Raw genomic sequence first — 23250 nt, 5'->3', positions numbered from 1 at the left:
GCCATGGGTTCCGGCCGGCGGAGGGTCTCCGCCGGCCTGCCCGACTTTCCGTGGGACCTGCTGGAGCCGTCCAAGCGGCGCGCCGCGGCCCACCCCGACGGCATAGTCGACCTGTCCATCGGCACCCCGGTCGACCCGGTGCCCGCGATCATCCGCAAGGCGCTGTCCGAGGCGTCGGACTCGCCGGGCTACCCGCTGACCGCCGGTACGGCCGAGTTGCGCCAGGAGATCACCGCCTGGACCGCGCGCGCCTGCCGCGCCGAACCCGGCTTCAGCGTGCTGCCCTCGATCGGTTCCAAGGAACTGGTCGCCTGGCTGCCCACGCTGCTCGGGCTCGGCCCAGACGACACCGTGGTCATTCCGGAGGTCTGCTACCCGACCTACGAGGTGGGCGTGCGGCTGGCCGGAGCTCGCGTGCTGCGCGCCGACGCCCCGCCCACCGGGGAGCGACCCGCGCTGATCTGGATCAACTCGCCCGGCAACCCGCACGGCCGGGTCGCCTCCGCCGACGAACTGCGGGCCTGGGTCGAGTACGCCCGCGACACCGACGCGGTCCTGGTCAGCGACGAGTGCTACCTGACCCTGCCGTGGACCGCGCAGCCCGAGTCGGTGCTGTCGGTGTGCGACGGCGACTACACCGGTGTGCTCGCGGTGCACTCGCTGTCCAAGCGCTCCAACCTGGCCGGATACCGGGCCGGGTTCGTCGCGGGCGACCCCGAGGTGGTCGGCGAACTGCTGGCCGTGCGCAAGCACGCGGGCATGATCATGCCCGCGCCGGTGCAGGCGGCCATGATCGCGGCACTGGCCGACGAGACCCACGCCGACGAGCAGCGCATCCGGTACGCGGCCCGCCGCGAACTCCTGCTGCCCGCGCTGCTCAGCGCCGGGTTCACGGTCGACCACTCCGAGGCCGGGCTCTACCTGTGGGCGACCCGCGGCGAGGCCTGCTGGGACACCACCGACTGGTTCGCCGACCGGGGCATCCTGGTCGCCCCCGGCGAGATCTACGGTCCCAAGGGTGCGAGGCACGTCCGCGTGGCACTCACCGCCACCGACGAGCGCGTGCGTACGGCGGTCGCCCGGCTGTCCTGACGCAGGTGGTCTAATGCGCTGACGGCATTCGGAGGGCATCGCATGTACATCTCTCGGGTAAGGGTGTCGGACGTCCGAGGATTCCGTGCTGCCCGTGCCGTGGACCTGGAGTTCTCGATCCGCGATGACGGAAGCCGCGCGGGCTGGACGGTCATCGCGGGCCGTAACGGTTCCGGCAAGAGTTCGCTGCTGCAGGCGATGGCGTTGGCGCTGACCGGTCCGGTGACGGCCCGCGCTCTGGTGCCTGAATTCAGGCACTGGATCTCCCGAGGATCCGATTCCGGCTGGGTGCGCCTCACCGTGGTCTCCGGCGGGACGGATGGGGCGCGTGAGGGGCAAAGCGGAGTTTCCCGGGACTCAGCCGACGAGAGCTTGGAACTCAACTTGAGCTTTGGCTGGAGTGAGCCGAACAGGGACGGCAGACGGTCGCCCATGCTCAAGCTCACGCGTACCCCCAGCTCGGCCGATCCGTGGGAAGAGGATGACCTAGGCCTGTTCTTCGCGGCCTACGGGCCGTTTCGGCGTCTGACCGGAGGCGCCGTGGGTGCGCAGCGACTAACCGCCAGCCCGAAGTTGGCCCGAGTCGCGACGCTGTTCCATGAGGACGCGTCACTCGCCGAAGGCGTGAGCTGGCTGGTGGAGCAGCATCTACGCGCGCTGGAGGAGCGTCCGGGAGCAGCGGAGCTGAAGGATCTGGTGCTCTCCGTGCTGGGAGACGGGTTGTTGCCAGACGGCTACCAGATCCATCGCATCGATTCTGAGGGCCTGTGGGTCAGCCACGGGGGGCATCCCTTTCCCCTACGCGAGATGAGTGACGGCTACCGCACCGTCGCAGCGTTGATCGTGGATCTCATCCGGCAGTTGCATTCGTCCGTCGGAACAGTGCCGACCGAGGTGCGAGACGGACGAACCGTGATCACCGCCTCTGGCGTGGTGATCATCGACGAAGTCGACGCGCATCTGCACGTATCGTGGCAGCAGCGTATCGGCGTCTGGCTCAAGCAGCACTTTCCGGGTATCCAGTTCATCGTCACCACGCACAGTCCGTATATCTGCCAGGCCGCCGATCCGGGTGGGCTGATCCGGTTGCCCGGCCCCGACGAGCAGGAACCACCCCGGGTGGTCGATCAGGACCTCTATGAGCGGGTCGTCTACGGCACCGGCGACGATGCGGTGATGTCCGAACTGTTCGGCCTCGATCAGCCGTACTCCGAGCGGGCCGCGCGCCTGCGCCATGAACTCGGTGATCTCGAGATTCGGGTGCTCGCGGGTGAGGCGAGCGCAGAAGAGGTCGCCCGTTACACCCGGTTGCAGGAGCAGTTGACCAGCTCACCCGCTTCGGCGGCTCGGGACACGGCACGGCGGTTCAGCAAGAACAGGGCGTGATGGTCGGTGATCCGGATCAACCGGCCGCTACTCTCGGCGGAGTTGGACGTGCGTACCAAACAGCTGAACGGTGAGATCGGAGCCGCCGCCGACCGGGTGCGGCACGCCAGGGGCTTGTGGCGGCGTGCCCAGCCCCGGCAGAGTCTGCGTGATCTGCTCCTCGACGCCGCGCCAGGGATCAGCAGGTGCATGTACTGCGGCGACAACCAGGGCACCGACATCGACCACCACGAGCCGTTGTCGCGCAACCCGCTGCGGACTTTCGACTGGTTGAACCACCTCCTCGCCTGCTCGTTCTGCAACAGCCACGGCAAGGGCGACCAGTTTCCCGTGGACGGCCGCGGGCAGTCGTTGCTGATCGATCCGACGGTCGACGATCCTGCCGACCACCTGGCCTTGGCGCTGTCGGTGGGGGAGTACCGGCCGCGCACCGACAAGGGGCATCACACGATCGCCGTGCTGCGCCTGAACCGGGCGGTGCTGGTGGAAGGGCGTCAGCAGGCGCGCCGGGTGATCGAGCTCGCGCTGCCGGGATGGCACGACGCAATGCGACTGGGGGATCCGCGCCGGATGAACGAGTGCCTGCTGACGATACGCATGCAGCCGTTCGCTGAGGTGATCACGGCGATGCTGCTCGCGGCGGTGCAGCCGGGCGCGGAGGTGGTGTTCCGCCACGATCCGCGATTGCTGCGCATCCTCTTGGAACCTCGCCTGCGCGCATCACTCCTGAACTGACGGCCCGAGGCCGCAGTTTCGGGGGAAGTGTAGGTATTCGGCCCAAGATTCGTGCACTTTCCCTGAAAGTGCAGTGATCTTGCGTGCGGCGCGGCGCTCGGGGTGGACGTCAGACGCGGAACGGGGCGAGGCGGTCGAGGAAGACGCGGTTGGCTTCCCAGCCGTCCACCTGGGGCGGGTCGGTGCCGAGCCAGACCGGTTCGGCGGCAGGGTAGGCGTGCAGCTGGTCGGTGATCCCAGCCCGGGTCACCACGACGCAGGCCTGGCGGTGCCGCGACGCGAGCACGCACAGCCGCCCGGCCTCCAGGTGGAACGCGCTCGCGTCGCGCCGCCCACTGAGCGGGTGCCAGGCCAGCACCACCTCGTACTGGCGGCCCTGGAGCCGGTTGGCGGTGTCCACGGTCACCCCGGTCACGCCCAGCCGTTGCAACGCGGCCTCCACCTGCGCCTTCTGGTCCCGGTGCACCACACCCACGGCGATGTCGGCGCTGGTCAGCGGCCGCCCGCCGGACGGGTCCACGGTGGACGCGTCCGCGGTGACGAGTTGGTAGGTGAGGTCGGCGAGCACCGACACCAGGGCCGGGTCGGTGCGCGGCACGTGCGCGGCGGGCAGTTCCAGCAGTGCCCAGCCGGTCTCGGCCGCCTGCGCCAGCGCCGGATGGGCGAGGCTGTGCAGGTCCAGCCGCCGGTCCCGCGCGTCGGCGCCCGCGCGGAACGGCCGGGTGTAGAACGCGTCGGAGATGACCGGGGCGGTGTGCGGGGCCAGCCGCCAGCTCACCGGCAGCGGGATGACCGGGGTGTCCGGGTGGTGGCGCAGCACCGTGCCCGCCGCGGTGTCCAACGGCCAGGTCGCCAGCGAGCGCACCGAGTGCTCGTCGGCGACGGTGAACGGGGCGAGCTGCCCCGGGTCGCCGACGAGCAACAGCCGGTCGAAGAGGTGCCCGACGCGGACCAGGGCGGCGGCCGACATCTGGTACGACTCGTCGATGATCCCCAGCGGCCACACCCGGTCTTCGGCCTTGACGTAGGCCCACTTCGCGGCCGTACCGACGATGACGTCGCAGCCGCCCAGCTCGCCGAGCTTGGTACCGGTGCGCACCCGGTCGCGTGGCCAGCGCGGCGGCGGCGTCCACTCGGCACCGTGCAGGCGGCCGGTGCGCAGCCCCGCCGCGGCCAGCGCGACCACGAGGTCGTCGGCCTGGTCGTTGGTCTGCACCACCACCGGCACGTGCTCGCCCGCGGCGACCAGGCGCCGGGTCAGCTCGCGAACCAGCGTCGACTTGCCCGCGCCGGGCGGGGAGTCGACGACGATGGCCCGGTCGGTGCCGCGTACCCGGTCCCAGACCTGCTCGATCGCGGCCTCGTGCCGCCGCGCGGCCTCACTCACCGGAGTCCTCGTCGGGTTCGTCGGCGCGCGGCGGGGCGAGCCGGGTGGGACGGGCGGGCCAGGGCAGCTCCTCGGGCAGATTGTCGGGGAAGTACTGCTGCGGCCCGAACGGCGCCAGCACCACCTCGGCGTCGCACTCGGGCAGCAGGTTGAACTTCTGCCTGGTCACGGCGCCGCTGGTGACCATCAGTTCGACGGTGTCCACCGTGGACGAGCGCACGGTCAGGCCCACCTTGCCCAGCCACAGCTCGGTGCCCGCGGGCCGGTCGAACCCCTGGGTACGCAGCCAGAGCAGCGGCCGCAGCAGCGTCGATCCCTTGGCGCTGGTCACACTGTGGTCCAGGTCCCGCTTGATCACCGTACCGGCGACCGCCTCGCCGGTGGCGAGCCAACGGGCCATCACCAGCGGATCGTCCAGCGCCATCTGCCGTTCCAGCGCCACGGTGCGGGTCTCCAGCTCGTGCAGGAACCGGAACGCGGGCACGTCGGACAGCCGCCCGCCGAAGCGGATCGTCCCGGCCGTGACGCGTTCCCGGTGCCGGGTCCACGACCAGCGGTCGGATTCCCAGCGCTGGGCCACGTGGCCGCCGGGGGGCAGCAGCGCGACCAGGTCCAGCGCGGTCCACGTGTCGCGCCAGGCCTGGTCCAGTGCCTCGGCGGCGGCCAGCTTCAACCGGCGTACGTCGCCGACCTGCTTGGCCCGCTCGAGTGCCGGACGCAGCGTCATCAGGTCCCACTCGGGATCGCTGGCGGGTCCGGCGGGCGGGCGCTGCTCGGCGGTCGCGGCGGCGGTCCAGGCGTCCTGCCCGGCGGGCGGTTCGATCCAGGCGAGCAGGCGGCCCAGATGCCCGTCCTCGGTGGGCAGTTGGCCGGTGCGCCAGTGCGTGGCCAGCAGGTCGGTGGCGGTGAGCACGGCGCTGGAGCCGGGCAGGTGGCGCCGGGAGGCGAACCAGCCCAGGTGCGCGCCCGCCGTCTGCAGCACCGGATCGACGTCGAGGGTGCGCAGGTACTGCCCGAGCAGGTCCAGCCAGTGCGCGGTGGCCTCGTTCGGCACCACCAGCTGGGGGGCGTCGGTGCAGCACTGGTCGACGTCCAGTTCGCGGCCGTTGCCGACGCGGACCACCGGCTCGGTCTCGGTGTAGCGGCTCACATAGGTGGCCAGGTCGCGGGCGAGCGCGCCGAGCGCGGCGAAGCGCTGGTCGCGGTCGCGCGGCTCGGCGACGACGAGCAGTTTCGGCTGGGCACGGAAGGAGCCGTACCGGATCGCCACCGGCGCCGACGGCTCACCCGCCAGGTGGTAGCCGACCAGCACCCACGGCCTCGGCGACAGGTGTCGGTGTGCCCGTGACGCGGCGGGGACCGCCCGGCGCTGGGACAGTGCGAGCAGCCGCTGGTAGACGTCCAAGCTCACGCGCCCACCCCGCTCCGCGCGGAAGGGAAGGGCACCTTCTTATCGCTTTGCGTGGTGGAAGGGCCCCTGGTCAACCCCGCCGCCGCGCACCCGTGCGCGCTCACGATGACTCCCGGGCCTGCGTGACCGCTTGGCCGTAGGCGACTGCGGCTCGGGCGAGCTCGGTGGCGATGGCCTGCTCCGTCTCGTCACCGGGGGTCCGCTCGCCGTGGGCCAGGGCCAGGGCGTCCGCGGCGAGGCCGACCGGCCCGCACAGGTTGGCCACGGTGGCTCCGGCGCGGGCGGCTGCCCCGGACCGCTCGGCGTCACCTCGGCAGTACGGGTACACCGCACAGCTCGGACAGCCGTCGCCGAACCGGGCGGGCACCTGGCCCAGCGCGCCGACCAGCTCGGCTCCCTCCAGCGTGGGGGAGAGCCGGTCGGCGCCGGCGGTCAGCCGGTCCAGCACCCAGCGCAGGCGCCGCAGTTGCGGCGCCACGTCGAGAGTCGTGCCGACCGGGTTGAGGCCGAAGTTGCGCGGCAGCACGAGCAGGCAGACGCTGCTGACCTGCGCCGGATCGTCGGCGGCCGCGCGCAGCGCGGCCACCGTCACGGCCAGCTCCCGAGCGGTGCCCGCGACCTTGGTCGGGTCAGCCTGGCCGTCGAGGCACGCGTACGACCTGATCTCCACCGGATGCAGCCGCGTTCCGTCCCCGGCAAGCAGCACCCGGTCGACGGTGATGTCCGTGTCGCCCAGGCGCAGCTTCGGCGCCCGCCACGACCACAGCCCCACGCCGCTGGGCAGCTCGTCCGTCTCGACCACGCCCTCGGCCCGCACACCCAGGTGCCGGGCGACGAGCTCAGGCAGCCGCGCCAGTGCGAGCTGGGCGAACGTGCCGTCCCGCTCGCGCGCGTACGGGCTCTGCCCGCCTTCTGCCGCCCCGACCGCCTCGGCCAGCACGGCGGGCTCGATACCGGAGACGTCCACGGCCAGCCTGCGACGGCAGCCGGGCGCGTCGAGCAGCCCCGCTATCCGTCTCGGGTCCACGTGGACGCCTCCCTGGGTGAGCTCAGTCGTTGGCGTGCAGGGCGGCGTTGAGCACGATGCCCGTGCCGGTACGCGGTCGGGCCTCGATCGCCCCGGTCACCGAGTTGCGCAGGAACAGCACGTTCGACGCGCCCGACAGGGTCAACGCCTTGACCACCTCGCCGGTCTCGACCAGGGTCACCTTGCTGCCCGCGGTGACATAGCAGCCCGCCTCGACGACGCAGTCGTCGCCGAGCGAGATGCCGATGCCCGCGTTCGCGCCGACCAGGCTGCGCTGCCCGACGGAGATGACCTCCTTGCCGCCACCGGACAGGGTGCCCATGATCGAGGCGCCCGCACCGATGTCCGCGCCCTCGCCGACCAGGACCCCGGCCGAGATGCTGCCCTCGACCATGGAGGTGCCCAGCGTGCCGGCGTTGAAGTTGACGAAGCCCTTCTGCATGACGGTGGTGCCCGCCGACAGGTGCGCGCCCAGGCGGACCCGGTCGGCGTCGGCGATGCGCACGCCCGCGGGCACGACGTAGTCGGTCATCCGCGGGAACTTGTCCACGCCGTACACGGCCAGGTGGCGGCCTGCGGCGCGCTCGATCAGGCGCAGCTCGTCGACGCGCTCGGGCGGGCACACCCCGGCCGAGGTCCAGGCGTTGTTGGGCAGCAGGCCGAAGACGCCGTCCAGGTTGGCCTGGTGCGGCCGGATGATCCGGTGCGACAGCAGGTGCAGCCGCAGGTAGGCGTCGGCGGTGTCGGCGGGCGCGTCGGCCAGTGACGCGATCGACACGGTGACCGGAACCACGCGCAGGCCGGGCAGGGCGGGCTCGGCGACCTTGTTTTCAGTCGCGGTCGAGGTCGGGGTGCCCAGGCCGAGCTGACCGGCCGGGAACCACACTTCCAGGGTCTGCTCGCCACTGACGGTGGCGAGGCCGAAGCCCCAGGCGGGCTGGTCGAGACGTGTGCTGCTCACGGTGCCCTAGGCTACCCGTATGTCGAACCCGCTGACGCCGCAGGTGCTCGCCGACCCCGTCATGCTGACCCGTGCCCTGGTGGACATCGAGTCCGTCTCGGGCAACGAGAAGGAGATCGCCGACGCGGTGGAGGAGGTGCTGCGCGGCTGCGCCCACCTGCGGGTGGAGCGGATCGGCCACACCGTGGTCGCGCGGACCGAGCTCGGCCGCGACCAGCGGGTGGTGCTCGCCGGGCATCTGGACACGGTGCCGATCGCGGACAACTTCCCGTCCACTACGGACGACAAGCTGATGTGGGGTTGCGGCACCTCCGACATGAAGAGCGGCACCGCGCTCGCGCTGCACCTGGCCGTCACCGTCGACCAGCCGCGCTACGACGCCACGTACTTCTTCTACGAGTGCGAGGAGGTCGAGGCGGTGCGCAACGGGTTGAAGATCGTCGCCGACACCCGGCCGGAGCTGCTGGAGGCCGACTTCGCGATCCTGCTGGAGCCGACGTACGGGGTGGTCGAGGCGGGTTGCCAGGGGACCATGCGGGCGAAGGTGCGCACGCACGGCGTACGCGCCCACGCGGCCCGGTCGTGGCTGGGCGACAACGCGATCCACAAGGCGGGCGAGGTGCTGCGGCGGTTGGAGCAGTACCAGGCGCGCGAGGTGACGATCGACGGCTGCCGGTATCGCGAGGGCCTGAACGCGGTCAAGGTCACCGGCGGGGTGGCGGGCAACGTCATCCCGGACGAGTGCGAGATCGAAATCAACTTCCGGTTCGCGCCGGACCGCAGCGTGGCGCAGGCGGAGGCACATCTGCGCGAGGTGATGTCCGGGTACGACATGGAGATCACCGACTTCGCGCCCGGGGCCCTGCCGGGGCTGGACGCACCGCCTGCCGCCCAGTTCCTGGCCGCCACCGGGGCGGCCCCGGCGGCGAAGCTGGGCTGGACCGACGTGGCGCGATTCGCGGCGCTGGGCATCCCGGCCCTGAACTTCGGGCCGGGCGACCCCAATCTGGCGCACAAGCGCGACGAGCACGTGGAGCTGGAGAAGATCGAGCAGGGTGCGGCACTACTGCGCCACTGGCTGGCGCGATAGCCACGGCGCCGGAGTTCAGCGGGCGGCGGCGGTCTCTTCGACCTGGTCGGCATCGAGCTGGCCGGTCACCTGGGCGATCCGGCGGGCGTGCACGGTGGCGCGGATGCGCTGGCGCATGGCCTGGCGCTGGCGGAGCATCTCGGAGCGGGTCATCACGGTGATCGCCTCCCTCGTCGGCTTCGATTCAACCCCGGTCGTCTGACATTCCTGACGCCACAGCATGGCGTAGGGTTGCGCGATTCGCAGGGAATTTCCTCGACCTGTGGGCAAGTGCCCCGGGCTGTGGTTCGGTGCACGTACCACTACCCCGATGTAGTGACGCGCCAAACCTTGAAATCGATGTCCGGCCGCGATTTCTTCCGGGGACGCCCCCCGGTTCCTACGGGCAACGATCGGGGCGGACTACGGTGATGGGTATGACGCACAGCAATTCCCGGCCGGAGCGGCATCGGGGTCCGGTGACCCTGCGCCGCGACGCCACCACCGCGGGCACGGCGGACCAGGCCCTGCTCGACTCCGTCGGCCGTCCTGATTGGAAGGTCCGCGACTCGTGGCGGACCCTGCGCATCCTGAGCGAGTTCGTCGAGGGCTTCGACTCGCTCAGCGACCTGCCCCCGGCGGTGAGCGTCTTCGGCTCGGCCCGCAGCGCCCCGGAGTCGCCCGAGTGCCGCATGGCCGAGCGCCTGGGCGCCGCCCTGGCCCGCGCCGGATACGCCGTGATCACCGGCGGTGGTCCGGGCGTGATGGAAGCGGCCAACCGAGGATGCACCGAGGCGGGCGGGCTGTCGGTCGGCCTGGGCATCGAGTTGCCGTTCGAGCAGGGCATCAACGAGTGGGTCGACATCGGCATCGACTTCCGCTACTTCTTCGTCCGCAAGACCATGTTCGTCAAGTACGCCCAGGCCTTCGTGGTGTTGCCTGGCGGCATGGGCACCATGGACGAACTGTTCGAGGCACTGACGCTGGTGCAGACGGAGAAGGTCACCCGGTTCCCGGTCGTGATGATGGGCGTGGACTACTGGAGCGGCCTGCTGGCGTGGATGCGCGAGCACATGCTGGCCACCGGCAAGGTCGACGCGGCGGACCTGGACCTGCTGCTGGTCACCGACGACGTGGAACAAGCGGTCAACCACATCGTCGAGGCGGACAAGATGCTGACGACCGAGCAGCAGATCCGCCACGGCGGCCCGCGCGGCTAGCGCCGCACGGCGCGAAGGCCGGTGGTGTCTCCCAGCCGGGACGGGGCGGCGACTTCGGGTCGGCCGTGAGACGATGGCGCCCCTCCTCGTGACAGGACAGACATGAGCACTCCTCCGACTCCTCCCCGGAAGCCGCGCAGCTCCGCCACCGTCATCGTTGTGCTCGTGGTCGCGGTGGTGGCGGTGTGCTGCTGCGGGGTCGGGGGCTGGGTCGCCTTCCGGCCGGACAGCGCGGCTTCGGTGGTGCGCAGCATCGTCGACCTGTTCTGACCCGGGCCCCTGCGCACTCAGATCCGTTCGCTGAGGCGGTCGGCGGCGCGGTGCAGGCGGGTGTTGAGTTCGGCCTTGTGCTCCAGCACCTCGAGGTCGATCTCGGCCTTGCGCTTGCGCAGCGTCGCCTCGCGCTCGACGTACTCGGCCTCGATGTCGTGGTTGAGGTCGCGTTCGGCCACGGCGAGCTGCTGGGACACCAACCGGTCGTAGGTGGTGGTGCCGCCGACGAACTTCACCAGGATCGGCATGCAGTCGACCAGGATGAAGAAGATGCGCACGGCCCAGATGCCGACCGCGAGCACCCCGCTGCTGTCGGCCAGGTCGTGCAGCGCGCCGAGCCGTTCCAGCAGGCCGATGGCGCCCTGGTGGCTGCGCTCCTCCTCGACCCGCGCCTTGACCTTGGCCTCCCGTTCGGCCTCGAACGCGGCGTGGCTGGCGCGGGCGGCCGACTCCAGTTCCGAGATCTGCGTACGCAGCGTCGCCAGCTTCGCGCTGTTGCCGGAGATGTTGTGGTTGCGGGCGAACGTGTCCGCCTCGGCCCGCAGGCGGCGGCAGTTCGGGCCGACGCCGCGCTGACCGGTCAGACCGGCGCCGGAGTCGCCGACGCACTCGCGCCGGGCCAGGTCGTTGATCGCCCGGAGCTGGGCGGTGTCGGCGTCGATCGTCTTGAGCAGGGCGTCGGCGTCGGCCCGGCGGGCCTGGAGTTCCCGCAGCGTCGCCACCGGGGACTGGTCGAAGTTGAACGTCTCGGTGGCTTTGCAGTCGGCCGGGGCGGCGTCGGCCGAACCCGGCACCGGGTTGCACACCTTGAGCCGCCCGGCGAGGTCGGCCAGGTGCTCGGTGCGCTGGTCGGCGACGTGCTGTACCACCGCGGTCTCGAAGATCTTCAACACCAGCGGCTCGGCGATGACGATGCCGAAGAACACGGCCATCAGCACGCGCATCACCAGCACCGGCACCCGGCGGAACCAGCCGGTGCCCAGGCGGCTGGAGACCAGCCAGCGGTCGACGTTCAGGATGAACAGGAACCACACCGCGACCGGCACGATCACCAGCCAGTGCGAGCCGCCGATCGCCTGGCTGATCGCGAAGAACATGGAGAACGCCGCGATGGTGGCGGTGCCCAGCACCACGCCGCCGAGCGAGGTGTACCAGGCTCTTTCCTGGGGCACCCGGTCGAGCAGTGCCTCGTCCACCCCGGCCAGCACCCGCAGTCGCCGCCCGAGTTCCAGCTTCGGCCACTTTCGCCGCGGCTTCGCGACCGCGGCCTCGGGCTCGGCCGGTGCCGGTGCCGGGTCGGCGGTTTCGGCCGCGGGCAGGGCCAACGGTGCGGTGTCGTCCGGGTCGGCCGCGTGCGCGGGCCGGTGCGGAGCAGGTTCGGGCTGTGCGTTCGGTTCGGTGGGGTACACGCCGCGCTCCTGAGCCGTAGGTGACTGTTCGATCCTCGCCGTGCCAACGCTGTCTGTCTCTCCGGGGGTTGTCAGTGTTGCCCCCTAGTGCCCGGGTACACCCGGTCCTCCAGGTGCCGTCCGGGGGAATCCCATGGGCCGGTACCGGACACTGGTCGGCCGGACCTGGCCGGAGATCGGTCCGTTGCACCGGCCCCGGGGTGCCGAAACTGCCAACATCCATTGTGTACGGACGTGAAGGAGTGTCACGGTCACGCTACCTACAGTCATGAGCTAGGAGAGTGGCGTGGTCCGCTTGAGAGTCCGCGACCGATCCAGACGCCCGGCGCGCTGGCTGCTGCTGCCGTTGGCGGGCGTGCTGGTGGCGGCGCTGCTGCCCGCGACCGCGAGCGCGGGTGCGAGCCGCCAGGCCGTCGCGCACCAGCCGCAGCCGCCCGCGCCGCAGGCGGAGCTGACCCTGTCCGCGCCGACCAGGACGGCCCGGGGCAGTGCCGCGACCACCGGCCGGGCGCTGCCGGGGACGACGGTACGCATCACCGGCGGCGCGCTGCCGGTCGACGTGGTCGCCGAGGACGACGGTACGTACGCCGCGGAGGTCCCGCTGCACCCCGGCTGCCGCAACGACCTGACCGCGACCGCGCTGATGCGAGGCCGGGTCTACACGCGGAAGGCGTCGGTCGAGCAGAAGCTCACCAGCCGCCCCGGCAGCGTCTCCGGGCGCGTCCTCGACGCGCTGTCCGGCGCTCCGATCGCGGGCGCGACCGTCCGCTACGCCGACCGCCGAGCCACGACCGGTGCCGACGGCCGCTACACGCTGACCCGCCTGCCCGAGGGCGACCTGGTCGTCGCGGTGCGCGCGACCGGGCGGCTGGGTCGCGCGGGCATCGCGAGCATCGCCGGGACGACCGGGGTCGTCGAGGACGTCCTGATGCAGAAGCTGGCCGCGCCGACCAGGGTCGGCGTCCAGGGCGGCACCTTCACCGGCATCGGCTGGCGCGTGGACGTCCCGCGCGGCGCGCTTGGCCGCCCCACCGACATCAACTTCACCCAGTTGCTGTTCAGCGGCGCGACAGACCGGCTGGGCGCGCCGGTGCTGGACATCTCGCCCACCGGGCTGTCGTTCGCGCGACCGATCACCGTCACCCTCGACCCCGCCGTGCTGGGCGTGGGAGCCGACGCGGTGAGGCTGGTCGGTCTCGACCCCGACGCCATGTCGCCGGTCGGTCTCCAACCGAGGACCGTCGCGGACAAGCTGGTCGTACAGCTGACCCGGATTCAGGGGCTGGAGCTGCGACTGGAGCTCAGGTTCACCATCGATTTCGCGCAACCCTGCACGCCGGCCAATCCCGTGCAGGCGTACGGCGCGCGGCTGTGGATCCAGGGGACGCTGCTGCCGGTTCTGTGGGGGCTGGGCGGCTCGACGACCCTGCGCCTGTGGAGCGAGTACGTCGACGGCGGCGCGCCGATCGCCACTCCCGTGAACGCTGACGATCCGTCGTTCGGGCTGGTCGATCCGGTTCGGGACGAGGTGGTGAAGATCCAGGGCGAGCTGGAACTCGCCATCCTGGATGCGCCGCCGCCGCTGTCCGCGCCGGGCTCGCCGACCGTACGGACGCTGGAGAGCTTCCCGTCGGCGGACCACGCGATCGGTGCCGACCGCAGGTTGAACTTCAAGGTGCGGGAGAACTGGAACACGCCGGGGCTGACCGCTGGGAACGCCGGGATGTCCAGTGCCGTCCTCGGGTCGGTCCCGGACCGCCGCGACTTCACCGGACCGATGACCTTCCGGCCCACCGCCACCGACCACGGGGTACTCATCCACGTTGACGTGGACGTGCAGCCCACCATCATCGTCAACGACTCGATCGACTTCTGCCCGGGCGACGTGGTCCCCGGCAACCCGATGTACCTGTACGCCCTGCCGATGAGCAGGCTGGAGGTCACCCCGCTGCCGTTCGGGCAGACCGGGACCTTCGCCAGCCCGCTGCGGTTCCGGGCGCAGGCGGCGGTGGCGCCGTTCACGATCGACGCGACGGACTACTACCCGGCCAACGACACCGACAACGACGGCATGCCCGATGCCCAGCCGTGGGACGGCGGCACGTTCACCCTGGACAACTGCCCCCGGCTCAGCAACGCCGACCAGGCGGACGAGGACGGCGACGGCCGGGGCGACGTCTGTGACGACGACAGCGACGACGACCTGCCGCCCGGCGGCGACTCCGGCGAAGGAATCCCGCCGGACGGCACGCAGGTCCCCGACAACGGGCGTCCACCGCGCTCCGGCGGCAGCTACGGCGACCCGCACCTGATCACGTTCGACGGCGTCAGCTACGACTTCCAGGCCACCGGCGACTACACCACAGTCGAGTCCACCGAGGACGACTTCGAGGTGCAGACCCGCTACGGCAGGCGGGGCGATCCCACGATCGCCTTCAACCGCGCCATCGCCGCCCGGGTCGGCGGCTCGGTGATCGCCTTCGGCGACGAGCCCTCACTGCACCCCGGCGACCCCGTGTACGCCACGCTCGACGGCGTCCACCTGGCCTTGAGCGAGGGGAGCCGGACCGACCTGCCCGGCGGTGCGGTGCTGACCTTCTCGTCGGGTCGGGGCGCGGTCGTACGCTGGCCGGACGGCACCGAGCTGGCAGCGGGCCGAGTCACCGGTGACAACACCTTCGTCGACCTGTCGCAGCAGCGTGAACGGCACGTCCGCGGCTTGCTGGGCGACGCGGACGGCGAGCGGGTCGGCGATCTGGCCGGGCGCACCGGCACTGCGGTCACCGACGTGCTCGACAGCGGGCAGCTCTACGGCGCGTTCGGCGAGAGCTGGCGGGTCGAGGGCGCGCTGTCGCTGTTCCGGTCCGCGCTGCCCGACGTCGAAGCGCTGCCGCGTGTGCCGACGGCCCGGCCGACGATCCAGTCGCTGCCGGCCGACGTGCGGGCCCACGCCGAGCAGGTCTGCCGCGACCACGGTCTGCGCCCCGGGGCCGGGCTGGAGCAGTGCATCCTGGACGTCGGTCTGACCGGCGACGACTCGCTGGCCGAGCAGGCCGCGGTCGTGGCGAACCTGCTGCGCACCACGGTGGAGCAGGGCCCGCTGGGGGCGCCGGTGGAGGACAGCCGGGAGATCGAGCTGGGTCAGACCGTCGACGGGTCGCTGGACTCGCCGTTGCGGGCGGACGCCTTCTTCTTCACGGCGCAGGCCGGCAGTGACCTCAGCGTCACCACGGACGGGGTGTGCCCGGACCCGGCGACGTTCTCGATGACGCTGGTGGCCCCGGACGGCCAGCCGATCGCGCGCAGCCGCGGCAACGGCTGCGGGTTCGTCGGGGCGTCGCAGCTGCGGCAGGGCGGGCGGTACCGGCTGGTGGTGTTCGACTCCGGCGGCTTCACGGGGGCGTACCGGTTCACGGTCGACGGCGCGGTCCGCGGGCTGAGCTGCCAGGCCAACGCCGTGACGCCGACCGACGACGGATCGAGTCCGGAGATCCCGCTGCCGTTCCCGGTGAACTTCCGGGGCAGGCAGTTCGACTCGGTGTGGGTCAACAACAACGGCAATCTGACCTTCACCGGTCCCTATGACGAGTTCACCCCGATGCCGCTGGCGTCCACGCAGGCGGCGATGGTGGCCGGCTGGTGGGCCGATGTGGACACCCGCGGCGAGGGCTCGCAACCGGCGCGGTACGGCTTCGGCACGGTCGACGGCAGGCAGGCGTTCTGCGCCGACTACGCCGACGTCGGCTACTACAACGCTCGCGCCGACAAGCTCAACTCCTTCCAGATCTACCTGGTGAACCGGTCCGACGTGGCTGCGGGCGCGTTCGACGTCGTGCTGCGGTACACGAAGCTGACCTGGGAGACCGGCGAGGCCGACGGTGAGGACGGTCTGGGCGGGATCTCGGCGACCGTCGGATACACCAACGGCACCGGAGCCGCCGGCACCTACCTGGAGCTGGCCGGTTCCCGCGTGCCCGGCAGCTTCCTGGACGGCTCGCCCGGCAGCCTGGTGGCGACGTCGACCGGTAGCGCACAGCCGGGGGTGCACGTCTTCGAGATCCGCTAGTCGCAGCTGCCAAGGCACCTGAGCCGCCCGGAGGCATCCCTCCGGGCGGCTCCTGTTTTCCGCAACTTAGTTACGACAATCGCGCAATAACCAAATGGACAGACGAATCTGTCGGGCAAGGTTACGGAAAGATTTCGCGGGATGCTTGTGGGAGCAGACATCGGCAACTTAGAGTCAGCTTCACCTCCTGGCGTCCGCTCCGCCGAGAGCGTCTTTGGCGTTCACCCCTCCGACAGAAACGAGTCAAATCGATGTCTCGGAGCATCACAGGAGCGAGGTGGTCCCGCCGGCGTTGGGCGCCGGTGGCGGTCGCCTCCGCGACGACGGCCGCCGTCGGCCTGAGCCTCGTGGTCGGCAACGCCGCCCCGGCTCTGGCCGCGAACGCCCCCGCCGCCCCGGTCGTCACCAGGGCGGCTCTCGACCCGTCGCTCGTCGCAGGTCGCGGTGCCGCCGTGGCCTTCGCCGAGCAGGAGGCCGAGAACGCGGTCCACAACGGTTCGGTCATCACCGGCCGGGCCGCGTACACGCTGGCGGCGGAGGCTTCGGGCCGCAAGGCCGTGCAGCTGACCCCGGGGCAGTATGTCGAGTTCACGCTGCCCGGCGCCGCCAACGCGATCACGGTGCGCTACAGCATTCCGGACGCGCCGACCGGTGGTGGCATCACCGCGCCGCTGGACGTCACGGTCAACGGCAAGAACAAGAAGACCCTGACGCTGACCTCGCAGTACGCGTGGCTGTACAACCAGTACCCGTTCAGCAACGACCCCACCGCCGGACTGCTGCACGCCGACTGGTGGATCACCGAGTGCGGCTGCGTGCCGCAGTACACCGACCCGGCGCCGGTCATCGCCACCCCGTTCCGCCCCATGCACTTCTACGACGAGCAGCGCCTGCTGCTCGGCAAGACGTACAAGGCGGGCGACCGGATCCGGCTGACCGCCCCGGCGGGCAGCAACGCCGCCACGACCACGATCGACCTGCTCGACACCGAGCTGGTCGGCGCGCCGAAGGTGCGTCTGATCGCGGCGAACGTGCTGCTGTTCGGCGCCGACCCGACGGGCCGTCGTGACTCGGCCGACGCGTTCGACCAGGCGATCGCGTTCGCCAAGCGCTTCCACCTCAGCGTCTACGTCCCGCCGGGCGTGTTCCAGGTCAACCGGCACATCATCGTCGACGACGTGACCATCGAGGGCGCGGGCAACTGGTACACCGTGATCAAGGGCAGCGAGGTCGCGCTGAGCACCCCCGCCGCCGACGGTTCGGTGCACACCGGGGTCGGCTTCTACGGCAAGTACGCCGAGGCCGGCGGCAGCAGCAACGTGCACCTGTCCGGGTTCGCGATCGAGGGCGACGTCCGCGAGCGCATCGACACCGACCAGGTCAACGGCGTCGGCGGGTCGCTGAGCGACTCCACCATCGACGGTCTCTACCTCCACCACACCAAGGTGGGCATGTGGTTCGACGGTCCGATGGACAACCTGAAGATCACCAACAGCATCATCGCGGACCAGATCGCCGACGCGATCAACTTCCGCAAGGGCGTCACCAACTCGTCGGTGTCCAACACCTTCATCCGCAACACCGGTGACGACGGCCTGGCCATGTGGTCCGACCAGATCGCGAACGCGAACAACGTCTTCGACCACAACACGGTGCAGACCCCGACCCTGGCCAACGGCATAGCGATCTACGGCGGCACCGACAACACGGTGTCGAACAACCTGGTCGCCGACCCGATCCGGGAGGGCAGCGGCCTGCACGTCGGCTCGCGCTTCGGCGCGCAGCCGTTCACCGGCACGCTGGCGATCACCGACAACACCACGGTGCGCGCTGGCACGTACGAGCTGAACTGGAACATCGGCCTCGGGGCCATCTGGTTCCTCGCGCTGGAGCACAGCATCGACGCCGACATCCAGGTCGTGGGCGACCACTTCCTCGACAGCACCTACAACGCGATCATGCTGGTCAGCGACTGGCCGGTGAAGGACCTGTACACCATCTCGAACGTGCACTTCAAGGACGTCCGGGTCGACGGCACCGGCACCTCGGTGGTCAGCGCCCGCGCGGCCGGCTCGGCCTCGTTCGAGAACGTCGACGCGCGCAACGTGGGCGCGGTCGGCATCAACAACTGCGGGTCGTTCCACTTCACGCCCGCCGGTTCGGAGTTCTCCTTCACCGACCTGGGTGGCAACGACGGTGGCGGCACCACCGGCCCCTGGTTCGCCTCGTGGGAGCTGCCCAACACCATCACCTGCGACGACCGCCCGCCAGTCGTGGCGCCGCCGGCCCCGTCCACCTGGTGAACTTGAAGTAAGGAAGGGCACCTTCTCATTGCTTTCCGATGTAGAAGGTGCCCTTCCAAACCCCCGGAGGGGTGCTCAGGGTGACCTGGGCGCCCCTCTTGCGTGCGCTACGAGCGGCGTTACGAGCAGCGCCACAGCAGGGCGCGCTGCACACCGTCGTGGGCGCCGTCGTCGTTCTGGCCGACGATGACGCGACCGTCGTCGCTCATCGACTCGCCGAAGTTCATCCCGTACTCCTGGTAGATCGGGAAGATCTCCTCCAGCACGACGTACGTGGTGCCGTCGGTGAGCACCGCCCGGTTCTTGTCGCTCATCCCGGTCATCCAGCCGTACGCGTTGACGTCGTTGCTCCACTGCAGCTTCGCGAACGCCTCGACCTTGCCGGTGGCCAGGTCCCAGCGGACCGAGTTGGCCTCCTTGCCCGCGAACGTGGCGTACCCCGACACCCAGCCGTTGGTGACCTTCCGGGCGTCGAAGTCGTTGGCGGTGACCCCGTCGAGCACGGGCGCGGGCAGCGCCTTGCCCTTTCCGGACGGCAGCCACACGTACGCGACCCGGCTGCCCCCGGTGCCATCGGAGACATGACCCACGATCGTGCCGTCGTCGTCGATGTCGTTGGCCTGTCCCCAGGTGAAACCTTCGGGCATGGGCAGCGGCTCCGGCCGGCTGGTCGCCGCGCGCCAGACGATCGGCTTGTGGTCCTTCTCGCCGACGATGACGCCGTCGTCGTTGATGCCGCTCGGTGCTGCCCCGACGCCGCCGGGCAGCTTCGCCACGCCGCCGTCGCGGTACACCATCGCGTTCGAGCCCGCCTCGCCGACGAACGTCTGCCCGACCGCGACCCCTGCGCTGTTGATCGCCTCGAACCCGTTGTCCTCACCGGGCATCTTCACCGCGTCGACCTTGCCGTCGTGCCAGATCTTCGCGTTGGTCCCGTTGATGTACGTCCGGTACGCCGCCCAGTGCCCCGTGGGGTCGACGGCGCGCACGTAGCTGTGCCCGCCTCCGGGTGATGGGAAGGCCGTCGCCTTGCACGCGGTCGGCAGCGCCGGGGCGCCGCCGCGGTCGTAGCGGGGCGCGGCCGGGCTCGGCGACACCGCCGGGCTGGCGACCGCCGACGCGGATCCGCTCGCGCCCGGCTCGGCCTGGTTCGCCGATACCCGCTGGATCACCATCGGCAGCGAGATCACCGCCGCGGTGGCGACGGCCAGCAGCCCCGTCGTCGCCACCGCCTGGCGGGTGCGGCGCCGCCTGCGCCCGGACGTCATCGCCTGGGACAGGTCGATCCGCGATGGGGCGGTCGGCTCCTCGACCAGCGGCCCCAGCAGCCGGCGGCCGTACTCTTCCTCGGTATTCACTCTCGAACTCCTCTAATCGGCCAGGGCGGGGACGAGATCCACCCGGTTGCCCAGGTGCCTGCGCAGTGACTCCAGGCCGTGCGAGGTCTGGCTCTTGACCGTCCCGGCCGAGCAGCCCAGCAGCTGGGCCACCTCGTCCACGGGCAGGTCGCACATGAAGCGCAGCACCAGCACGGCCCGCTGGCGCTGGGGCACCCGCGCCAGCGCGGCACGTACGGCCAGCCGCTGCTCGGTGTCGTCGGCCCTGGCCACGGGCTCGTACACCGGCTGCCCGAACAGCAGCACCCGCGCCCAGGCCAGGCGCCGCTCGTTCAGGAACTCGCGCACCAGCATGGTGCGCAGGTAGCGATCCAGCCGTTCCACCTCACCAAGCCGGTGCCAGCGCACGTAGAGCTTGGTGATCGCCTCCTGTATCAGGTCGTCTGCGCGATGGGCGTCGCCGCACAGCAGGTAAGCCGTCCGACGCAGCGCCGGCAGCTGCGCCGAGACGAACTCCGCGTATTCCGCGTCCCGCTGCCCGGTCTTCTCCGGAGCCATCGGAACCCCCGTCCCTAGATGTCCATTGCAGACCTCAGACGGCCCCCACCCCCACCCCGGTTGTACCGCCCACCCCCCTTTTCGGTTGATCATGAACCTATGGCCGTGTTCGACGGTGTGTCATGCCCACAACTTCATGATCGATCCGGGGTGGGGCGTGTCGCGGGCGCGACTTCGTGGTCGGTAGGTCGGATGAGTCGGGGCACGTCCCGCCGTTCATAGGCTGGGCACATCTCATGGGAGGAGCCAGACGTGCAACTGTCCAAACTCCGCAGCGCCACCGTCGCCGCCGCGGTGACGGTGGCTGTCGCCGCCGCCGTCACCGGTGCGGCCACTGGGGCCCAGGCGGGCGGGGGTTACGGATACACCGCGACCGGCACGGTGTTCTACCCGAACCCGGTGCAGCAGCTGGGTCTGCAGAACCTCGCCGACGACAAGGACGCCGACAGCCCGGCGTTCGCGGCGGCGTACCGGCGGGTGACGCTGACCGACCTCGACGGCTCCGGCACACTCACCGGCGCGTACGTGGCGGTCAAGAGCAAGACCGGCCAGCGCGCCCAGGCGGTGAACGGCGCCTACGCCGACTGGCACCGCGACAAGGACCAGTTCGAACAGGTCATGGGCTACTACTGGGTCACCACCGCCCAGCACTACCTGCAGCACCTGGGCTTCGGCAGCACGCTGCGGCCGGTCAACCAGCGCCAGATCGAGCTGCGCATCGACCAGTTCGGCGGCGACAACTCGTTCTTCCGGGACGACAAGGCCAACATCACCCTCGGCAAGGGCGGCGTCGACGACGCCGAGGACGCCGAGGTGATCCTGCACGAGTACGGCCACTCGGTGCAGGACGGCCAGGTGCCCGGCTTCGGCACGAGCATGGAGGCCGGGGCCATCGGCGAGGGCTTCGGCGACTACCTGTCGATCGTGGTGACCGACTGGACCACGGGGGTGCCGACCAGCACCGCCGAGGCGTGCGTGGCCGACTGGGACTCGGTGTCGTACACCGCCGCGCCGCACTGCCTGCGCCGCCTCGACGGGACCAAGGTGTACCCGGCCGACGTGCGCGGCGAGGTACACGCCGACGGGGAGATCTGGTCGCGGGCGCTGTGGGACATCCACAACGCGCTCGGCGACGTCAAGGGCAGCACGGTGATCATCGAGGCGCAGTTCGACTTCGCCGTCGACACCAGCTTCCACGACGCGGCGGTCACCACGGTCGCGACGGCGCGGCGGCTGTACGGCAACGCCGCCGCCGCGCAGGTGCAGGCCGCGTTCACCGCTCGCGGCATCCTGTAGCAGCTCCGGACCGCAGGTCGGCTGCGACAGGCCTCCTGTCGCAGCCGACCGTGCCACCCGCGTCAAGCCTTCTGCCAGCGCGATGGCTGCCTGACGCAGCAGAATCGGATCGTGGACGGCTTCCTCGACGTGGCGTCACCGCTCGACCTCGGTGCCGTGCGCTCGCGGTTGCCGCACGTGGGTCGGATCCAGTTCCGCGAGCAGCTGAGCGACGACGACCTGCGCCTGCTGGGAGCGGCGATGGGGGAGTTCCCCCAGGTCGGTTTGAGGGTGTACGGCGTCAGCCTCGCGGACGTACCCGACATCCGGCGCTGGTTCCCGCACCTGCGCCGCTTCTACCTGGACCTGCACAAGCTCACGGACGTGTCCGCGTTGGCCGACCGCGTACCGGAGTTGGAGTCGCTGGAGATCGGCCAGACGCACCGGCCGCTCGACCTGCGACCGGTGCAGGTGTCCGGCCTGCGCTCGCTGTCGGTGGGGACGAGGTTCGGGACACCCATGAGCGGGTGGTGATCACCCGCAATGGGCGACCGGAGGCTGTTCTGATGGCCGTGTCGGACCTGGAGGCGTTGGAGGAGACACTCGACCTGTTGTCGACCCCGGGGGCGCTGGAGCAGATCCGCCAGGCAGAAGCCGACATCGCCGCGGGTCAGGCGGTCGACGCCACCGAGCTGCGGGCCGAGCTGGCCGCGCGTGCACGGCGGGAAGCCGCGTGACCCTTGAAGAGCCGTATCGGCTGTCGCTCGCGCCGGCCGCACGCCGTGCGCTGACCCAGACGCCACCGATCGGACTGCCGATGGCGGTGGCAGCTGCTGTGGGTGAGTTCGTCATGGGACCGCTGCTGCAGCGGCCGTACGTGGTGGGCAAGCCGTTGACGAACGAACTCGCCGCTTACCATTCGGCCCGGCGTGGTGCGTATCGCGTCGTCTGTCGCATCGACGAGAAGACACGTTCCGTTCAGGTGGTTCGCATTGATCACCGCGCCGATGTCTACCACTCGTGAGCGGCGGACGGCCATCTTCCGAAGATCTCTTCACCGTCTGATGTTCGGCCGTAGGGGCGTGGGACCCGGCACGGAGCCGAGTGTTGCCCGAGTGATGGCGGGACGGACCTGACGGCCGACCATCGTTCGAAGACGATGTTCTTCAGCGGGTCGAGAGGGGGCTGCCGAGCGATCGGCCTCCTGATCGCTTCGGCTCGCGCCCTGCTACTACGCTGGGCAGCCTGCAGACGTCGGGGGAGTCGAGCATGAGGCGCGCGGGATCTTCGGTGGCAGTGTTGTGCCTGCTGGTGACCAGCGGATGTTCCGATGACCCTAGGGCCTATCCGCATAGTTCAGGCGCTTCGCTCGAAGAAGTGGCCCAGGCGCTTGAGGTAAGCGTGCCTGGCTGCGCCCTGCCGCACCTGCGATATGCGGTGGCCGAGCCGTTCGGGTGGGAGTTGTACCTCCACTTCTCCGCTGACGCCGCCTGCGTCGATGAATTCCTGTCCGCCTATGAGGTGGACGACGTCTCTGACATCGGCGCCTCTCAGGTCAGGTTCGGCGGAACACGTGACGTCGCCGAGTTCGGTTGGGCTTTCACCGCTGACCACGATTACGTCCACCTCTGGGGTACGACCAGCGGCAAGGCGACCGTCGACGCCGTCGTGGACACGACGTCGGGCCGGCAAGAGGTGTACGCCGCGATCTACCACACGTGACGCCGGTCGGCCCGCGTCG

The 23250-nt window shown here is 70.6% G+C and carries 21 protein-coding genes; 13 read left to right on the top strand and 8 right to left on the bottom strand.

Annotated elements, in window-relative coordinates:
* The first annotated feature begins 3 nt into the window (after positions 1 to 3).
* The 3 genes from dapC to KUA19_RS02775 are packed head-to-tail and all read left to right on the top strand — an operon-like array spanning position 4 to position 3213.
* Positions 4 to 1092, top strand: coding sequence for a succinyldiaminopimelate transaminase (dapC, locus tag KUA19_RS02785; protein ID WP_217394440.1), 1089 nt, complete (start codon positions 4 to 6; stop codon positions 1090 to 1092).
* A 42-nt stretch (positions 1093 to 1134) separates the two neighbouring features.
* A complete protein-coding gene (locus tag KUA19_RS02780; protein WP_302498354.1) occupies positions 1135 to 2478 on the top strand; it encodes an AAA family ATPase in 1344 nt (447 codons plus the stop codon).
* 6 nt (positions 2479 to 2484) lie between these two features.
* A complete protein-coding gene (locus tag KUA19_RS02775) occupies positions 2485 to 3213 on the top strand; it encodes an HNH endonuclease family protein (protein ID WP_217394438.1) in 729 nt (242 codons plus the stop codon).
* A gap of 109 nt (positions 3214 to 3322) precedes the next feature.
* Here the strand turns inward: KUA19_RS02775 and KUA19_RS02770 are convergent, their stop codons facing one another.
* The 4 genes from KUA19_RS02770 to KUA19_RS02755 form a co-directional block, all read right to left on the bottom strand.
* Complete coding sequence (locus tag KUA19_RS02770; RefSeq protein WP_308167289.1) at positions 3323 to 4600, bottom strand: AAA family ATPase; 1278 nt, start codon at positions 4598 to 4600, stop codon at positions 3323 to 3325.
* Positions 4593 to 6011 carry a hypothetical protein gene (locus tag KUA19_RS02765; RefSeq protein WP_217394437.1) on the bottom strand — a complete coding sequence of 473 codons (1419 nt, stop codon included), beginning with the start codon at positions 6009 to 6011 and terminating at the stop codon, positions 4593 to 4595. Before KUA19_RS02765 ends, KUA19_RS02770 begins: the two co-directional genes overlap by 8 nt.
* 100 nt (positions 6012 to 6111) lie before the next feature.
* On the bottom strand, positions 6112 to 7038 hold the full coding sequence (locus tag KUA19_RS02760) for a hypothetical protein (RefSeq protein WP_217394436.1): 927 nt from the start codon (positions 7036 to 7038) through the stop codon (positions 6112 to 6114).
* A 22-nt stretch (positions 7039 to 7060) separates the two neighbouring features.
* A complete protein-coding gene (locus tag KUA19_RS02755; RefSeq protein ID WP_217394435.1) occupies positions 7061 to 7999 on the bottom strand; it encodes a DapH/DapD/GlmU-related protein in 939 nt (312 codons plus the stop codon).
* A gap of 19 nt (positions 8000 to 8018) precedes the next feature.
* Here KUA19_RS02755 and dapE point away from each other — a divergent pair, with 19 nt between their 5' ends.
* Entirely contained in the window at positions 8019 to 9089 is a 1071-nt protein-coding gene (dapE, locus tag KUA19_RS02750; protein WP_217394434.1) for a succinyl-diaminopimelate desuccinylase, read from the top strand.
* A gap of 15 nt (positions 9090 to 9104) precedes the next feature.
* On the opposite strand, the gene KUA19_RS02745 is transcribed toward dapE, so the two are convergent.
* The gene (locus KUA19_RS02745; protein ID WP_217394433.1) at positions 9105 to 9242 is read right to left on the bottom strand and encodes a hypothetical protein; all 138 of its coding nucleotides are present in this window, start codon (positions 9240 to 9242) and stop codon (positions 9105 to 9107) included.
* 263 nt (positions 9243 to 9505) lie between these two features.
* On the opposite strand from KUA19_RS02745, the gene KUA19_RS02740 reads away from it, so the two are divergent.
* Together KUA19_RS02740 and KUA19_RS02735 are read left to right on the top strand one after the other, a co-directional pair.
* Positions 9506 to 10288, top strand: a complete 783-nt coding sequence (locus KUA19_RS02740) for an LOG family protein (RefSeq protein ID WP_217394432.1) — start codon at positions 9506 to 9508, stop codon at positions 10286 to 10288.
* A gap of 102 nt (positions 10289 to 10390) precedes the next feature.
* Entirely contained in the window at positions 10391 to 10558 is a 168-nt protein-coding gene (locus tag KUA19_RS02735) for a hypothetical protein (RefSeq protein ID WP_217394431.1), read from the top strand.
* A gap of 17 nt (positions 10559 to 10575) precedes the next feature.
* Here KUA19_RS02735 and KUA19_RS02730 read toward each other — a convergent pair whose 3' ends face one another.
* A complete protein-coding gene (locus tag KUA19_RS02730; protein ID WP_217394430.1) occupies positions 10576 to 11970 on the bottom strand; it encodes a DUF4407 domain-containing protein in 1395 nt (464 codons plus the stop codon).
* A gap of 286 nt (positions 11971 to 12256) precedes the next feature.
* Between KUA19_RS02730 and KUA19_RS02725 the strand changes: the two genes are divergently transcribed.
* Together KUA19_RS02725 and KUA19_RS02720 are read left to right on the top strand one after the other, a co-directional pair.
* On the top strand, positions 12257 to 16036 hold the full coding sequence (locus KUA19_RS02725; protein ID WP_217394429.1) for a nidogen-like domain-containing protein: 3780 nt from the start codon (positions 12257 to 12259) through the stop codon (positions 16034 to 16036).
* A gap of 251 nt (positions 16037 to 16287) precedes the next feature.
* Positions 16288 to 18339: a glycosyl hydrolase family 28-related protein gene (locus KUA19_RS02720; RefSeq protein ID WP_217394428.1), complete on the top strand. Its 2052-nt coding sequence runs from the start codon at positions 16288 to 16290 to the stop codon at positions 18337 to 18339.
* A 119-nt stretch (positions 18340 to 18458) separates the two neighbouring features.
* Here the strand turns inward: KUA19_RS02720 and KUA19_RS02715 are convergent, their stop codons facing one another.
* Both KUA19_RS02715 and KUA19_RS02710 read right to left on the bottom strand, forming a co-directional pair.
* Positions 18459 to 19697 (bottom strand): hypothetical protein, encoded by a 1239-nt coding sequence (locus tag KUA19_RS02715; protein ID WP_217394427.1) that lies wholly within the window; start codon positions 19695 to 19697, stop codon positions 18459 to 18461.
* A 12-nt stretch (positions 19698 to 19709) separates the two neighbouring features.
* Complete coding sequence (locus KUA19_RS02710; RefSeq protein WP_217394426.1) at positions 19710 to 20234, bottom strand: SigE family RNA polymerase sigma factor; 525 nt, start codon at positions 20232 to 20234, stop codon at positions 19710 to 19712.
* Positions 20235 to 20486: 252 nt separating this feature from the next.
* Here KUA19_RS02710 and KUA19_RS02705 point away from each other — a divergent pair, with 252 nt between their 5' ends.
* The 5 genes from KUA19_RS02705 (at position 20487) to KUA19_RS02690 (ending at position 23231) form a co-directional block, all read left to right on the top strand.
* On the top strand, positions 20487 to 21530 hold the full coding sequence (locus KUA19_RS02705) for a M36 family metallopeptidase (RefSeq protein WP_217394425.1): 1044 nt from the start codon (positions 20487 to 20489) through the stop codon (positions 21528 to 21530).
* Positions 21531 to 21641: 111 nt separating this feature from the next.
* Positions 21642 to 22043, top strand: coding sequence for a hypothetical protein (locus tag KUA19_RS44420; RefSeq protein WP_308167288.1), 402 nt, complete (start codon positions 21642 to 21644; stop codon positions 22041 to 22043).
* Positions 22037 to 22246 (top strand): type II toxin-antitoxin system Phd/YefM family antitoxin, encoded by a 210-nt coding sequence (locus tag KUA19_RS44415; RefSeq protein WP_308167287.1) that lies wholly within the window; start codon positions 22037 to 22039, stop codon positions 22244 to 22246. Before KUA19_RS44420 ends, KUA19_RS44415 begins: the two co-directional genes overlap by 7 nt.
* Positions 22243 to 22533 carry a type II toxin-antitoxin system RelE family toxin gene (locus KUA19_RS02695; RefSeq protein ID WP_217394424.1) on the top strand — a complete coding sequence of 97 codons (291 nt, stop codon included), beginning with the start codon at positions 22243 to 22245 and terminating at the stop codon, positions 22531 to 22533. The genes KUA19_RS44415 and KUA19_RS02695 overlap by 4 nt, the downstream gene beginning before the upstream one ends.
* A gap of 353 nt (positions 22534 to 22886) precedes the next feature.
* The gene (locus KUA19_RS02690) at positions 22887 to 23231 is read left to right on the top strand and encodes a hypothetical protein (RefSeq protein ID WP_217394423.1); all 345 of its coding nucleotides are present in this window, start codon (positions 22887 to 22889) and stop codon (positions 23229 to 23231) included.
* Positions 23232 to 23250 lie beyond the last annotated feature (19 nt).

This window comes from Catellatospora tritici, from assembly GCF_019083965.1.
In the GTDB taxonomy this organism is placed as follows: domain Bacteria; phylum Actinomycetota; class Actinomycetes; order Mycobacteriales; family Micromonosporaceae; genus Catellatospora; species Catellatospora tritici.
Note: the sequence above shows the minus strand (reverse complement) of the source record. Positions and strands in the feature narration are given on the sequence as shown.